This is a genomic window from Roseateles sp. GW821-FHT09H10 (assembly GCF_059415865.1).
The window spans coordinates 555,606-569,122 of record NZ_JBWKOB010000005.1; the positions used below are offsets into that span (position 1 = coordinate 555,606).

Consider the following 13,517-nt stretch of genomic DNA (forward strand, 5'->3'; position numbering starts at 1 on the left):
CGGTGAATGATTCAACGAACTCATCGACCGACCACCGCCTCATCTGCACGGTCGACATCGTGCTGCTGACGCTGCGGGATGCGCAACTGCAGGTGATGCTGCTCAAGCGCGATCGCGAGCCCTTCGAAGGCGCCCTCGCCCTGCCCGGCGGCTATGTGCATGCGGATGAGGATCAGGCCTGCGAGGATGCCGCCCAGCGCGTGCTGTTGCAAAAGACGGGGCTGCAAAGCCCTTACCTGGAGCAACTCGCCACCTTCAGCGGCCCGGCCCGCGACCCGCGCGGCTGGAGCGTATCGGTGGCCTATTTCGCGCTGGTGGCCACGCCCGAAGCCAGCCAGCCTGGCCAGCACTGGCTGCCGGTAGACCATCTGCCGCAGCTGCCCTTCGACCATGGCCGCATCGTCGCCACGGCCGCCGAGCGCGTGCGCAGCAAGGCCCAGTACTCGTCATTGCCGGTGCATCTCTGCCCCGAGCCCTTCACGCTGCCGCAGTTGCACGCCGTCTACCAGGCGCTGCTGGGCGAGTCGATCAACCCGGTGAGCTTTCGCCGCAAGATGGATGAGCTCGCCATCCTGCAGGCCGTGCCCGGCGCCAAGCGCGCGGACGGGGCGCACCGCCCCGCCCAGCTCTACCGGCTGAGGGACGAATTCAGGCGCACGCTGCGCCTGGTGGGCCGAGGCCTGAACGCCTAGCCGGGCGCGCCGGCTATTTCTTGGGCGTGAAGGGGAACATCACCCCGGCCTGCTTGAGCTGCTCCTGCCACTGGTTCATCAGCGTCTTGGACTGCTCGGCGTAGCCACCCATGAGCCCGGTCCAGGCCTCAGGGGTGAAGGGCATGCCGCCTGGCGTCTGCTCGGTGAAGCGCGACTGCAGGTCCGTGAAGGCCTGCATCTGGCGTTCCAGCAGCCCGCCCATGACGCCCTGCATCGCATGGCCATAGAAGCGGATGATCTGGGCCAGCGAGCTGGTCGAGAACATCGGCACGCCGCCGGTCTCTTCCTCCAGGATGATCTGCAGCAGGATGGAGCGCGTCAGATCTTCCTGGGTCTTGGCGTCGTGCACCTCGAACTCGACGCCCTCCAGCACCATGCGCTTGACGTCGGCCAGCGTGATGTAGCTGCTCGTCTGCGTGTCATAGAGACGGCGGTTGGGGTACTTCTTGAGGATGCGCAGGCCAGGCTTGGCTTCGCCAGCCTGGGCTTGCTCGGTTGCCGCTTTCTTGCGGGCAGTCGCCATGCGGAAATCTCCTGTGCAGTGCAGCAAATTCTAGGCAGACAGCGGCGTCCTGCTCGAACGGGTTTACCTGGGGCTTCGCGGACTGCAGCCGCGCGTCTATAGCCTCACCGCAGGGCCGCCCTGCGCGGCACGGCGGGTCCATGCGCCCACGACAGCCACGCCATTCAGAAGTTCAGGTCGATGCTTCACCGAGCTGTTTGCGCGCTATGGCGTGCAGCAGCACGCCGAGCCTTCCAGCGAGAAGCACTACGGCCACCTCCGTGGCGACGTGGCTTCTGCGGCGCTCGCCCGGGTGGCGGTCTGAGACGTCGACTATTGCACTCACAATCTTATGACCTCAGCCACAAAACTGAAGCCACTCGCATGATCCTTGCCGAGTTGCAGTCGCAGGGCATCGAGTTTGTCGAGGCATCGGCGATCACGAGACGCGATGCTTCCGACTGCTGACTGGGCTGCCCATCGGCAGATGCCGCAATGGGCGTCCGGCTAAAGCAGTCTGGTGACGCCGGCCTCGGCAACGCGGTAACAAGGCAGGCCGAGCACCAGGGCATCGAACTGAGTGCGGTTCTGACTCAGTGTGCCGGTCACACTGCGGAGTCAGGGGAAGCGGCAGGCGTTGAGGCGGCGCCGCACAAGCCTCACCGATACCGTCATGCACGAGCACCTTCATCCAGTTGGCGCGGCAGTTGGCGAACCGGCAGGCATGGGGGCGTTCGGCGCCGAAGACAGCGACCACGCGTTCGCAGATATTTCTTTGTTGTGCTATTTCGGCACCAGGACGGTGTCCACGAAGAAGCGACTCACTGCAGATGTGACGCCCGGTACTTTCACGCAGTCGGTCTGCCCACTTAACCCTGCGAACTCCCACGGCAAGCGCCCATTTGCAGCAGATCCAAGACCAGAGTCCCAGACAAATCGAGTTTGCTCAGCAATCGTTTCTCCTGTCGCTTTGTCAACGACTCGCAGTTTCACGCCTGCAATCCAATGCGCACGATCCGCTGGATCAACCAAATCCTCATAGTCAAGTGAATACCGCGTGTGGGATTCACTTACTGGAGCGCAACGATGCTGCCCATCCACCCAATTCGGATGCTTAAGGGACCAATCAGGCTTGCATCGATAGCGCCGATTACTCACCGCATCCACATACTCAACAAATTGATACCCATTCTTTATAATAGCTCGTGGATTGCCGACATTCAGAGTCGGTGAGCTGAGACTCCCACGTCTCTTATTGTCCAACGCATCGACCTGCTCGCTCATCAAGAATTGCTTAATATAGTCGCCCCCTCGGTGCTCACTTGCCATAGCCGCCTCTGGGAACATGGGATCATAATATTCTTTGCCGCCGGGAGGCAGGGGTAGTCGAATCTTGGCAAGCTCGATGCCTTCCACATCCTTGACGGCGCGCTTAACCACGACACCCGCTAATTTGCAACGATCGTCAAACCGGGCTTTTGCCTTGGCGTACATTTCTTGTCGCAATGCTTTTTCCGCATCCGCTTGCAGCTCACCATCTGACTTTCCGCATGCGATTAGCGCAAGCAACAGCGGAGAGAACAACAACGCCAACAAGCGATCATTGAAAGCAGGAATCAATTCACAATCCCCAGACTGTGGACACTTGCGCTAGCCAACGAGTTTTCGCCCGATTTCTCATTGAGCCCCGCCCAATGCAGCCAGTGTCTTTAGGGCGAGTTTGTGGCGTCATTCACCCGCATCGTAGTGGGGTGCGTCGCACGCTGGCGGAGGTGGAACCCTGACGCCAGCCAACAGCTTGGCGCCACGGCGACTCCGCAATTGCTACGCAGAGCCGTTCATTCATCAAGCGTTGAGACGCTGCGAAGCTTGGTGCCTTGTTCCGCTGGTGCTCCAATCTGCCTGCGGAATTGGCCCCGGCAATGGTGCCGGACCAGTTCGCTAGCACTGCGACGTCACAGCTTGGCCCACGGACTGCAGCACCGGTAAGTCATCGACCCAGAATTGAAAAATGCCCCAGACCCGTAAGGACCTGAGGCATTCTTAACCTACCGAAATTGGTAGGCGCGATTGGATTCGAACCAACGACCCCCACCATGTCAAGGTGGTGCTCTAACCAACTGAGCTACGCGCCTGAAGAGCTTCGCACTATAGCATGGATTTTTGGCTCTCGTCCAGATCACTTGCGGCGCGCTGAACGGACGCCCGAGATGGCGCAGAGATCGCGCAGCACCTTGGACAGCCGGGTCGCGTCGGAGAGTTCCAGCGTGAAGCTCATCCAGGCCGTGTCGCCACCGCCCGCCTTGGGCTTGATGGCTCCAGGCTTCATGGACTGCGTGTTCACGGCGACGACATTCATCTTCTCCTTGGCGAACACTTCGAGCACATCGCGCAGCAGGCCCTGGCGGTCGCCGGCCTCGACGAGCACGTCGACGGGATAGACCGGCGCCTTGCCCGCCGCCTCGCCGCCGCCCCACTCCACCGCGATGACGCGCTCCGGCGAGCGGCGCTTCATCTCGGCGAGGTTGCTGCAATCGCTGCGATGGATGGCCACGCCCTTGCCGCGCGTGACGAAGCCCTGGATGGCATCCGGCGGCGCCGGCCGGCAGCAGCGCGACAAGGTCGTCAGCAGCGAGTCGATGCCCACCACCAGCACGCCGCCGCGCGCGCCACTGCTGGCGCTGCGGGTGTGTCTCTGCGCCAGCAACTCGTCCTCGTCGGCCACGGGCTCGGGCGGGCGCAGCAGCAGCTCGATATTGCGCAGCGAATACTCGTCCTTGCCGACCACCTCGAACAGCGCATCGGCGCCCTTGAAGCCCAGGCGCGCCGCCAGCTCGTCGAGCTTGAGAGCCGTCTTGCCCTCGCGTTGCAGCAGCTTCTCGACGAGGTCGCGCCCCTTGGCCACGGTCTGGGCCAGTTGCAGGGCGTTGAACCAGGCGCGCACCTTGGCGCGCGAGCGCTGGCTCTGCAGATAGCCGAGCTCCGGGTTGAGCCAGTCCAGCGACGGCCCGCCCTCCTTCGTCGCGACGATCTCCACCGTCTGGCCGCTGTGCAGCGGCGTGTTCAGCGGCAGCATCTGGCCGTCGATGCGCGCGCCGCGGCAACGGTGGCCGAGGTCGGTATGCACGGCATAGGCGAAGTCCACGGGTGTCGCGCCGGCCGCCAGCTCGACGATGGTGGCCTGCGGCGTGAAGACGTAGATGCGGTCGCTGAACCCATCACTGCTGGGCGCACCCTCGGCGTGGGTAGCGTCGCGCTCCCAGGCCAGCAGCTGGTTGAGCACGGCCTTGCGGGCTCGCGCCACCTGCTCCTCGAACTCGCCGGCAGCGCTGACACCGGCATAGCCGCGCGCTCCCGCTTCCTTGTAGGCCCAGTGCGCCGCCACGCCATGCTCGGCGTGCTCATGCATCTCGCGGGTGCGGATCTGCACTTCCATGGCCTTGCCGTCCGCCCCCAGCACGACGGTATGCAGGGACTGGTAGCCGTTGGCCTTGGGCTTGGCGATGTAGTCGTCGAACTCGCCCGGAACCGGCGTGTAGACCTCGTGCAGGCGGGCCAGGGCCGCATAGCAGTCGGCCACGCTGGCGACGATGACGCGCAGCGCCCGCAGGTCGAAGACGCGGTCCAGCGACAAGTCCTTGCCCTGCATCTTCTTGTGGATGCTGTAGAGATGCTTGGGCCGCCCCTGCACCTCGGCGGCGATGCCTTGGCCGTAGAGGTCGGCCTGCAGGGCCGCACGCGAGGCCTCGACGCGCTGCTCGCGCTCGACGCGGGTCTCGTGCAGGCCCTTGGCCAGGGCCTTGTAGGTCTCGGGCTCGCGAAAGCGGAAGGCCAGGTCCTCCAGCTCCCACTTGATCTGCCAGATGCCCAGGCGGTTGGCCAGCGGCGCGAACACGGCCAGGGACTCGGCCGCCAGCTCCGGTGGGCAAGGCAGCTTGCTGGCGGCATACCAGCGCAGCGTCTGCAGCCGCGAAGCCAGGCGTAGCATGACGACACGCAGGTCGCGCGAGAAGGCCAGCAGCATCTTGCGCACGCGCTCGGTCTGCTCGGCGCGGATGTCGGCACGGCGGTCGGTCTGCACCTTGGCGTCGCGTGCGGCGCGCTGCAACTGCACGAGACGGCGCGTGTGCGTGACCAGGCTGGCATAGCTGTCGCCGAAGGCCTTGGTGACGACCTCCTCGGGCTTGCTGAGGAAATCGGCCGCATAGACCAGATAGGCCGCGGCCTGCAGCTCCTGGGCGCTGCCGACCGCATGCAGGATGGCCGCCACGCCGTCGGCATGGGACAGCGCGTTCTCGCCGGTGTCCAGCAACTCGGCCGCCAGCAGCGGCTCGGCAAAGGCACGGGCGCGCACCACCTCGGCATTGGAATGTCCAGCGCCCGCGTCCAGCAGGGCGACGATGGGCGCCGTCGCGGCGCCCTCGGGCATCAAGCCTGTCTTCATGAACTCAAGAAATCCCTCACGACGGCGATCTGGTTGGCGTGGACCAGCGTGGGCGCATGCCCGATGCCGGGCAGCTCGACCAGGCGGGCATTCGGGCCGCGCTGGGTCATGGCGCGCGCGGTCTCGGCGCTCAGCAGATCGGATTCGGCGCCGCGGATCAGCAGCGTCGGGCAGCGCAGCTGGTCATAGGCGGCCCACAGCGCGGCCTCGCCCGCCATGACAAGCTCCGGCGTCACCGCCGTGAAGGGCAGTGCGATGGCCGGGTCGTAATGCGATTTCCACTCGCCGCCCTCCTGGCGGAACAGCGGCTCCGACAGGGCCAGCCACTCCTCGTCGCTGTGCGGGCCGAAGCCGGCCGAAATGCTGCGCAGATACGCCGCGCCCTCCTCCAGCGACTTGAAGCGCGTGGCCTTGCCCAGATAGCTGCCGATGCGCTGCAGGGCCTCGATGCGGATGGCCGGGCCGACGTCATTCAGCACCAGGCGGCGGATGGGGCTGGCCACGCCGTCCGGACGATGCAGGGAAGCCAGGCCCAGGCCGATGAGGCCGCCCATGGAGGTGCCCACCCAGTCCACCTGCTCCACATCCAGGCGCGCCAGCAGGGCCACCATGTCGGAGACATAGCCGGGCACCTGGTAGCCGGCCGGCTGGCGCAGCCAGTCGGAGCGGCCACGGCCGACGACGTCGGGGCAGATGACGCGATAGCGGTCGCCCATGGCGCGAGCCAGGGCGTCGAAGTCGCGGCCCTGGCGCGACAGGCCATGCACGCAGACGAGAACCGGCGCGTTCGCGCTCGGGCCGGCCCATTCCCAGTAAGCCATGCGATGCAGGCCGGTGCTGTCCAGGCAATTGACGAAGCGCAGTTGAGGCTGGGTCATGATGCAATCCTTTGAAGTCATCCTAGCAACCCAGAAGGACCCCTCCATGTTGAAAGGCAAGACCGCCCTCGTCACCGGCTCGACCAGCGGCATCGGCCTCGGCATCGCCCTGGCCCTGGCCCGCGACGGCGCCAACATCATCCTGAACGGCTTCGGCGACGTCGACGGACCCAAGGCCGAAGTGGCGGCCCTGGGCGTCAAGGTCGGCTATCACGGTGCCGACATGAGCAAGCCGGCCGACATCGCGGCCATGGTGGCCTATGCCGACGCTGAATTCGGAGGCATCGACGTGCTGGTCAACAACGCCGGCATCCAGCATGTGGCGCCCGTGCAGGACTTCCCGATCGAGAAGTGGGACGCCATCATCGCCATCAACCTGACCTCGGCCTTCCACACCACCCGCCTGGCCCTGCCCGGCATGCTCGAGAAGGGCTGGGGCCGCATCGTCAACATCGCCTCGGCCCACGGCCTGGTCGCGTCGGCCCAGAAGTCGGCCTATGTGGCGGCCAAGCACGGCCTCGTCGGCTTCACCAAGAGCATTGCACTGGAGACGGCCACCAGCGGCGTCACCGTCAACGCCATCTGCCCCGGCTGGGTGCTGACGCCCCTGGTGCAGAAGCAGGTCGACGCGCTGGCGGCCAAGGACGGCGTCGACAACGACGAAGCCAAGCGCCGCCTGCTGGCCGAAAAACAGCCCTCGCTGCAGTTCACGACGCCGGACGAACTCGGCGCGCTGGCCGTCTTCCTGTGCTCGGATGCGGCCATCAACGTCCGCGGCCAGGCCTGGGCCATGGACGGCGGCTGGACTGCCGTTTGACTGTGAGCCCCCGGTCCAGCGGGTGGAAGCCCACTAACGCGGGGTCGACTCCCGGGTCAACAGCACGCTGCCGCTGACATTGACCGTCACGGTCGCCTTGCCGGCTTCGGTCGGCAGGGCTTCATCGGCACCGGCGGCACTCATGCGCATGGACTTGACCATCATGGGCCGCGGCGCGCCCTCGTCGGCATTGATGCTGACCTCGCCCACCACATAGCCGCCATAGCCGAACTGCCTGGCGTAGTCGGCCGCCTTGGCGCGGTAGCGCGAGATCGCCTGCGCGGTGATCTCGCCCTCGGCCTTCTCCCGGGCCTCGCGCGACAGGCTGTAGCCCACGCGGCCGATCGTCAGCGTGTTGATGCGGCCTGACAGCTGGGCGATGGCCGCGGTGTCGCGCCCCTCCACCAGCAGCTCGGCACTGCCCTGCCAGCCATTGATCTTGCCGGTCTTGGGGTCGTGGCGCGGATACAGCGAGAAACCACCCGTCTGCACGTCGACCTGGCCCGGCTTGGCGACCTTGCGCGCCTCGGCCAGGGCCGCATCCAGGGCCTGCTTCAGCGCCGACTGCACGCCGGCGGCGTCCACGCCCTCGCGTGTCGTCGAGAAGGCGATGCCCAGCACATCGCGCGTCACCTCGGCGCTCGCGCTGGCCGACAGGCTGAGGCGGTCACGCGGCGGGCCATCGGCAGGGGCCGCCTGGGCGGCCAGGCTCAGGGCCAGGGTGGTGAGGAAAAGGGCTGCGCGCATCGGGAACTCTCTTTGCAAGGAGGGAAAGCCCAGATTACCCCGGGCGTTTGGCAACGAGCTGTAACTGCTGCGTGATGTCCTACAAAGCCGGGTTTCAAACCTGCACACAATGCCGCTGTTACAAATTCAGGAACCGCGATGAACAGCAGCGCGACACCCCGTCCCAACCGAATCCTCGTCGTCGATGACGACGCCCGCATCCGCGATCTGCTCCGGCGCTATCTGACCCAGGAAGGCTTCGAAGTCCTGCTGGCCGAGGACAGCCGGGCACTGAACAAGCAGCTGACCCGCGAGACGGTGGACCTCATCGTGCTGGACCTGATGCTGCCCGGCGAAGACGGCCTGACGATCTGCCGCCGCCTGCGCGCCGCCAACGACCAGACGCCCATCATCATGCTGACGGCCAAGGTCGAGGACGTGGACCGCATCGTCGGCCTGGAGGTCGGCGCCGACGACTACCTGGCCAAGCCCTTCAACCCGCGCGAACTGCTGGCCCGCATCAATGCCGTGCTGCGCCGCCGCCCGCCGCCGGAAGCCCCGGGCGCGCCGTCCAAGGAACCGATGACGGTCAGCTTCGGTCCCTTCGAATTCGACTTGGCCCTGCGCCGCCTGACCAAGAACGGCGAGCAGCTGCCGCTGACGACGGGCGAGTTCTCCATGCTCAAGACCCTGGTGCGCCACCCGCGCCAGCCGCTGTCCCGCGACAAGCTGGCCCAGCTGGCCCGCGGCCGCGAGTTCGAGCCCTTCGACCGCAGCCTGGACGTGCAGATCTCGCGCCTGCGCAAGATGCTGGAGGCCGACCCGGCCCAGCCGCGCTATATCCAGACAGTGTGGGGCGTGGGCTACGTTTTCGTGCCTGACGAGAACGCATAGAACGTGTGCCCCTCGCCCAACCTTGACTTGCTGAACGCAGTCAAGCCCGGTCGGTCCCCCGCGGGGACGGCGATACTTGCCGGCCCGACCGGCAAGTACATCGCCAGGCGGGCCGGCTAGGGGCGGCCCGGCGCTCGGCCCCAACACACACGACGGATTGATGGCCCGGCCACACCTCGCACTCAACCTCTTCTGGCGCACCTTCGCCTGGCTGGCCTTGCTGCTGGCCGGCGCGGTGCTGGCCTGGCAATACACCTTCAAGCTGCTGGAAGCCCAGCCGCGGGCGCTGGAGTCGGCCGAGCAGCTGGCCGGCCTGGTCAAGCTCAGCCGCATCGCGCTGGAGCACACCGACCCCATCAACCGCGTCGCCGTGATCAGCTCGATGTCGCGCGGCGACACGGTGCAGGTGCGCGTGGCCGAGACCAGCGACCGCTGGCTGCCCTATGACACCAGCCCTTTCGCCAAACAGCTCGCCGCCGAGCTGCGCAACACGCTGGGGCCGGACACCGTCGTCGCGCGCAGCGTCAACGACGTGTCGGGCCTGTGGGTGCGCTATGTCGTCGGCGAGGACGCCTTCTGGCTGCGCACCAGCGCCGCGCCGCTGTCCATCTCGCTCGCCAGCAACTGGTGGTGGGTGGTCATCGCGCTGCTGGCCACCGTCGTCGGCTCGGCCCTGATCGCCCGCCTCATCAACCAGCCGCTGCGCGAACTGGCCGAGGCGGCCGGCCGCATCCGCGAGGGCGAATACGACTCGCGCCTGGACGAGACAACGATGACCAGCGAGATCCGCGAGGTCAACATGGGCTTCAACCGCATGGCCCGCGAGCTGGCCAAGCTGGAGGAGGACCGCGCCGTCATGCTGGCCGGCATCTCCCATGACCTGCGCACACCGCTGGCCCGGCTGCGGCTGGAAACCGAGATGAGCGTCAATGACGAGCAGGCCCGCCATTTCATGGCCCAGGACATCGACCAGCTCGACGCCATCATCAGCAAGTTCATGGACTATGCGCGGCCCAACGAGACCCAGCTGCGCGAGACCCGCCTGACCGACGTCGTCGAGCGCGAGGTGCAGGGCTTCCGCGACCCTGACCAGATCCGCTTCCGCGTGCAGGTCAGCGAAGCCCTCAAGGTCTTCGTCGACGAGACCGAGCTGGGGCGGGTGCTGCTCAACCTGTTCGAGAACGCGCGCCGCTACGGCCACGCCGACGGCGAGCCGGCACGCGTGGACGTCAGCGCCACCCGCCAGGGCTCATGGGTGGAGATCAAGGTGCGCGACCACGGCCCCGGCGTGCCGCCCGACCGCCTGCAACGCCTGACCACGCCCTTCTACCGCGGCGACGCGGCCCGCACCGCCGCCAGCGGCGCCGGCCTGGGGCTGGCCATCGTCGAGAAATCGGTGCAGCGCCTGGGCGGCACGCTGTCCATCAGCAACGCCCAGGGCGGCGGCCTCATCACCGTGCTGAAGCTGCAGGCGGCCTGAGCTAACCTGCAAGCCACTGCCACCGCCAGGCGAACCCGCCTGCCACCATGCGCTGCTTCCGCCCCCTCGCGCTGAGCCTGCTGCCGCTGTTGCTGCAGCCGGCCGCTCATGCCGAGGCGCTGGACATCCTCGTCTACGCCAATGCCGGGGTGTTCGAGGCCGCGCCCGGCCAGGGCCCAGGCGGCCCGGGTGGCGCCATGCTGCAGCGCCTGCAGTCCCTGAGCGGCCTCGAGCTGCGCCAGCAGGTCATGCCCATCAGCCGCGCACTGCTGCTTGCCGAGCAGAAGCCGGGCCACTGCGTCGTCGCCCTGGCCCGCACGCCAGAACGCGAGGCCAGCTATCTGTGGGCCGGCCCGTGGGCGCGCGGCGCGATGGCCATCTATGGCCGGGCCGACGAGACGCGCCAGGTCGAAGGCCCGCAGGACCTGCGCGGCCACAGCGTCGTCGTGCTGCGCGACTCGGCCCCGGCCGCCTGGCTCAAGGAGCAGGGCCTGGCCGCCGAGGAGGTCAAGGACAACAGCACCGCCCTGCGCATGCTGCAGGCCCGGCGCGTGGACTACTGGCTGGCCAACGACATCGCCGGGCATTTCGTCATCCGCGCCGCCGGCGGCCTGGCGCCACGGGTGATGCACAGCTTCGGCCGCATCGACCTCTATTTCGCCTGCCACCCCGCCAGCGACCCGGCAGTCATCGGCGCCCTGGACCTCGCCATCGCCCAGCTGCGCCGCACCGGCGAGCTGGCGGAGTTCGGCATGCGCTGAATCAGCCGGCCATCAGCAGGCAGACCGCCCTCGCCTCGATGGCCCGGCCCTCACCCACCGGTCCCATCTTCTCGGCCGTCTTGGCCTTCACATTGATCTGGCCGGCGTCCACGCCCAGCACCTCGGCCAGGCGGGCGCGCATGGCGCCGATATGCGGCGCCATCTTGGGAGCCTGGGCAATGATGGTGCTGTCCAGATTGACGAGGGCCCAGCCCGCCTCGCGCACGCGGCGATAGGCCTCGGCCAGCAAGACCATGGAGTCGGCGCCCTTGAACTTGGCGGCTGTGTCGGGAAAGAGCTTGCCGATGTCGCCCAGGGCAGCCGCGCCCAGCAGGGCGTCGGTGATGGCATGGGCCAGCGCGTCGGCATCGGAATGGCCGAGCAGGCCGTGGCTGTGCGGGATGGTGATGCCGCCGAGGATCAGCGGGCGGCCGGTGACGAGCTGGTGGGTGTCCCAGCCCTCGCCGATGCGCAGGGAGTTCAGAGCCGTCATGCGGGCATTGTCGGGGAGACAGGGCCGTGGCCACGCGCTAACCTGCGCGCCAGTTCAGGGAAGGGAATGAGATTCGGCATGCGACGACTGCTTGTGTTGCTCGCGCTGCTCTGTGGCATGGCCCAGGCGCAGCAGCTGCAGCTGCTGGTCTTTCCCAACCCCGGCCTGTTCGACGTGGCCGCTGACGGCACGGTCAGCGGGCCCGGCGCCGAGCTGCTGGCCAAGCTGGGCCGGGCCAGCGGCGTGCAGCTCGCCATCCTGGCCATGCCCATTCCTCGCGCCCTGGCCACTGCCAGCTCGACGCCCGGGAGCTGCGCCGTCGGCCTGTCGCGCACGCCCGAACGCGAGGCCGCCTTCCAGTGGGCCGGCCCGCTGGCCAGCGGCGCCCTGGTCATCTACGCCCGCGCCGACGAGACCCTGGCCGTTCAGGGGCCGCAGGACCTGCGCGGCCACGGCGTCGTCGTGCAGCGCGAATCCGCCCCCGCGGCCTGGCTGCGCGAACAGGGCGTGACGGCCCAGGAGGTCAACAACTCGGTGACGGCCCTGCGCATGCTGCAGGCCAGGCGCGTGGACTTCTGGTTCGCCAACGAGCTGGCCGCCGAGCCCGTCATCCGCGCCGAAGGAGGCGTGGCCGTCAAGAACCACCTGACCCTGCGGCGCGTGGAGGCCTATGTGGCCTGCCATCCCGCCACGCCGGCGGAGCCCGTCGAGAAACTGCGCCAGGCCATCCAGAAACTGCGCCGCCAGGGCGAGCTCGCGGACTTCGGCCTGCGCTGACGCTGCTATGGTGCGGCCCGCCATGAAACGCCTGCTCCTCCTCTGCTGCCTGATCGCCGGCTCCGTGCTGGCCGCCGAACCGCCTACCACCCAGCGTCCCAAGATCGGCCTCGTGCTGTCCGGCGGCGGCGCCCGCGGCCTGGCGCACATCGGCGTGCTGCGCGTGCTGGAGGAAATGCAGGTGCCGGTGGACCTCATCGTCGGCACCAGCATGGGCGCCGTCGTCGGCGGGGCTTATGCCTCGGGCCGCAGCGTCGATGAACTGGAAGCTCTGGTGAAGAGCGCCAACTGGGGCGCCATCCTGGCCGACCGGCCGGCCCGCGAGCGCCTGGCCATCCGCCGCCGCGAGGACGACGAGCGCCTGCCCTCGCGCATCGAGTTCGGCTACACGCCGCAGCGCGGCGCCCTGCTGCCAGGCGGCGCCGCCGGCAACGGCCAGCTGGAGGCGACGCTGTCCTCCCTGCTGCCCGCCACCCGCACCGACGACCCGCTGCGCCGCCTGCCCATCCCTTTCCGCGCCGTGGCCACCGACCTGCTCTCCGGCGCCATGCTGGACCAGGCCGACACGCCGCTGTTCGAGGCCCTGCGCGCCTCCATGGCCGTGCCGGGCGTGTTCGCGCCGCTGCGCGTCAACGGTCGCCCGCTGGTGGACGGCGGCCTGGTGCGCAACCTGCCCGTCGACCTGGCCCGCCAGCTCGGCGCCGATATCGTCATCGCCGTCAATGTCGGCACGCCGCTGCTGGAGGAGCGCGAGATCACCAGCGCCGTCATGGTGGCCAACCAGATGCTGCAGATCCTGACCGAGCAGAACGTGCAGCGCTCGCTGCGGGAGCTGAAGGCCCAGGACATCGTCATCGACCCCGACCTGCACGGCATGGGTTTCATGGACTTCCACCGCGCCGACGAAGCCATGGCCACCGGCCGCCGCGCCGCCCTGGCCGCGGGCGCCCGCCTGGCGCCGCTGGCCGCGCCCTGTCTCTTATACACAACACCGAGCCCACGAGACACCAGCCTGCATCGCGTATGCCGTGT

Annotated in this window: 13 protein-coding genes and 1 tRNA gene; 7 read left to right on the top strand and 7 right to left on the bottom strand. The window is 67.8% G+C overall.

The annotated features are described in order from the left end of the window. Positions 1 to 2: 2 nt before the first annotated feature. Positions 3 to 692, top strand: a complete 690-nt coding sequence (locus AC07OY_RS23715; protein ID WP_495045036.1) for an NUDIX hydrolase — start codon at positions 3 to 5, stop codon at positions 690 to 692. 13 nt (positions 693 to 705) lie between these two features. Here the strand turns inward: AC07OY_RS23715 and phaR are convergent, their stop codons facing one another. The 5 genes from phaR to AC07OY_RS23740 form a co-directional block, all read right to left on the bottom strand. Next, positions 706 to 1,236, bottom strand: coding sequence for a polyhydroxyalkanoate synthesis repressor PhaR (gene phaR / locus AC07OY_RS23720; protein ID WP_495045037.1), 531 nt, complete (start codon positions 1,234 to 1,236; stop codon positions 706 to 708). Positions 1,237 to 1,998: 762 nt separating this feature from the next. Continuing rightward, complete coding sequence (locus AC07OY_RS23725; protein WP_495045038.1) at positions 1,999 to 2,835, bottom strand: hypothetical protein; 837 nt, start codon at positions 2,833 to 2,835, stop codon at positions 1,999 to 2,001. A 438-nt stretch (positions 2,836 to 3,273) separates the two neighbouring features. Beyond that, positions 3,274 to 3,350, bottom strand: a tRNA-Val gene (locus AC07OY_RS23730). A 44-nt stretch (positions 3,351 to 3,394) separates the two neighbouring features. Then, positions 3,395 to 5,659, bottom strand: a complete 2,265-nt coding sequence (locus AC07OY_RS23735) for a RelA/SpoT family protein (RefSeq protein WP_495045039.1) — start codon at positions 5,657 to 5,659, stop codon at positions 3,395 to 3,397. Further along, positions 5,656 to 6,537: an alpha/beta fold hydrolase gene (locus AC07OY_RS23740; protein ID WP_495045040.1), complete on the bottom strand. Its 882-nt coding sequence runs from the start codon at positions 6,535 to 6,537 to the stop codon at positions 5,656 to 5,658. Before AC07OY_RS23740 ends, AC07OY_RS23735 begins: the two co-directional genes overlap by 4 nt. Before the next feature lie 46 nt (positions 6,538 to 6,583). Here AC07OY_RS23740 and AC07OY_RS23745 point away from each other — a divergent pair, with 46 nt between their 5' ends. Further along, positions 6,584 to 7,354: a 3-hydroxybutyrate dehydrogenase gene (locus tag AC07OY_RS23745; protein WP_495045041.1), complete on the top strand. Its 771-nt coding sequence runs from the start codon at positions 6,584 to 6,586 to the stop codon at positions 7,352 to 7,354. Positions 7,355 to 7,387: 33 nt separating this feature from the next. Here the strand turns inward: AC07OY_RS23745 and AC07OY_RS23750 are convergent, their stop codons facing one another. After that, positions 7,388 to 8,101, bottom strand: a complete 714-nt coding sequence (locus AC07OY_RS23750; RefSeq protein WP_495045042.1) for an SIMPL domain-containing protein — start codon at positions 8,099 to 8,101, stop codon at positions 7,388 to 7,390. Positions 8,102 to 8,239: 138 nt separating this feature from the next. Here AC07OY_RS23750 and ompR point away from each other — a divergent pair, with 138 nt between their 5' ends. The 3 genes from ompR (at position 8,240) to AC07OY_RS23765 (ending at position 11,215) form a co-directional block, all read left to right on the top strand. Beyond that, the gene (gene ompR, locus AC07OY_RS23755; RefSeq protein WP_119042058.1) at positions 8,240 to 8,974 is read left to right on the top strand and encodes an osmolarity response regulator transcription factor OmpR; all 735 of its coding nucleotides are present in this window, start codon (positions 8,240 to 8,242) and stop codon (positions 8,972 to 8,974) included. Positions 8,975 to 9,134: 160 nt separating this feature from the next. Then, the gene (locus AC07OY_RS23760) at positions 9,135 to 10,454 is read left to right on the top strand and encodes an ATP-binding protein (protein WP_495045043.1); all 1,320 of its coding nucleotides are present in this window, start codon (positions 9,135 to 9,137) and stop codon (positions 10,452 to 10,454) included. Positions 10,455 to 10,501: 47 nt separating this feature from the next. Beyond that, a complete protein-coding gene (locus AC07OY_RS23765; RefSeq protein WP_495045044.1) occupies positions 10,502 to 11,215 on the top strand; it encodes a substrate-binding periplasmic protein in 714 nt (237 codons plus the stop codon). 1 nt (position 11,216) lies between these two features. Here the strand turns inward: AC07OY_RS23765 and ispF are convergent, their stop codons facing one another. Next, the gene (gene ispF, locus AC07OY_RS23770; protein WP_495045045.1) at positions 11,217 to 11,708 is read right to left on the bottom strand and encodes a 2-C-methyl-D-erythritol 2,4-cyclodiphosphate synthase; all 492 of its coding nucleotides are present in this window, start codon (positions 11,706 to 11,708) and stop codon (positions 11,217 to 11,219) included. A gap of 78 nt (positions 11,709 to 11,786) precedes the next feature. On the opposite strand from ispF, the gene AC07OY_RS23775 reads away from it, so the two are divergent. Further along, positions 11,787 to 12,485 carry a substrate-binding periplasmic protein gene (locus AC07OY_RS23775; RefSeq protein ID WP_495045046.1) on the top strand — a complete coding sequence of 233 codons (699 nt, stop codon included), beginning with the start codon at positions 11,787 to 11,789 and terminating at the stop codon, positions 12,483 to 12,485. Positions 12,486 to 12,507: 22 nt separating this feature from the next. Continuing rightward, positions 12,508 to 13,517, top strand: a 1,010-nt coding sequence (locus tag AC07OY_RS23780) for a patatin-like phospholipase family protein (RefSeq protein WP_495045047.1), incomplete at its 3' end; no start/stop codon positions are given.

Bases quoted from the DNA above. Each gene is read 5' to 3' on its own strand.
- phaR (WP_495045037.1), bottom strand. From the start codon at position 1,236: ATGGCGACTGCCCGCAAGAAAGCGGCAACCGAGCAAGCCCAGGCTGGC.
- AC07OY_RS23735 (WP_495045039.1), bottom strand. From the start codon at position 5,659: ATGAAGACAGGCTTGATGCCCGAGGGCGCCGCGACGGCGCCCATCGTC.
- AC07OY_RS23740 (WP_495045040.1), bottom strand. From the start codon at position 6,537: ATGACCCAGCCTCAACTGCGCTTCGTCAATTGCCTGGACAGCACCGGC.
- AC07OY_RS23745 (WP_495045041.1), top strand. From the start codon at position 6,584: ATGTTGAAAGGCAAGACCGCCCTCGTCACCGGCTCGACCAGCGGCATC.
- AC07OY_RS23750 (WP_495045042.1), bottom strand. From the start codon at position 8,101: ATGCGCGCAGCCCTTTTCCTCACCACCCTGGCCCTGAGCCTGGCCGCC.
- ompR (WP_119042058.1), top strand. From the start codon at position 8,240: ATGAACAGCAGCGCGACACCCCGTCCCAACCGAATCCTCGTCGTCGAT.
- AC07OY_RS23760 (WP_495045043.1), top strand. From the start codon at position 9,135: ATGGCCCGGCCACACCTCGCACTCAACCTCTTCTGGCGCACCTTCGCC.
- AC07OY_RS23765 (WP_495045044.1), top strand. From the start codon at position 10,502: ATGCGCTGCTTCCGCCCCCTCGCGCTGAGCCTGCTGCCGCTGTTGCTG.
- ispF (WP_495045045.1), bottom strand. From the start codon at position 11,708: ATGACGGCTCTGAACTCCCTGCGCATCGGCGAGGGCTGGGACACCCAC.
- AC07OY_RS23775 (WP_495045046.1), top strand. From the start codon at position 11,787: ATGCGACGACTGCTTGTGTTGCTCGCGCTGCTCTGTGGCATGGCCCAG.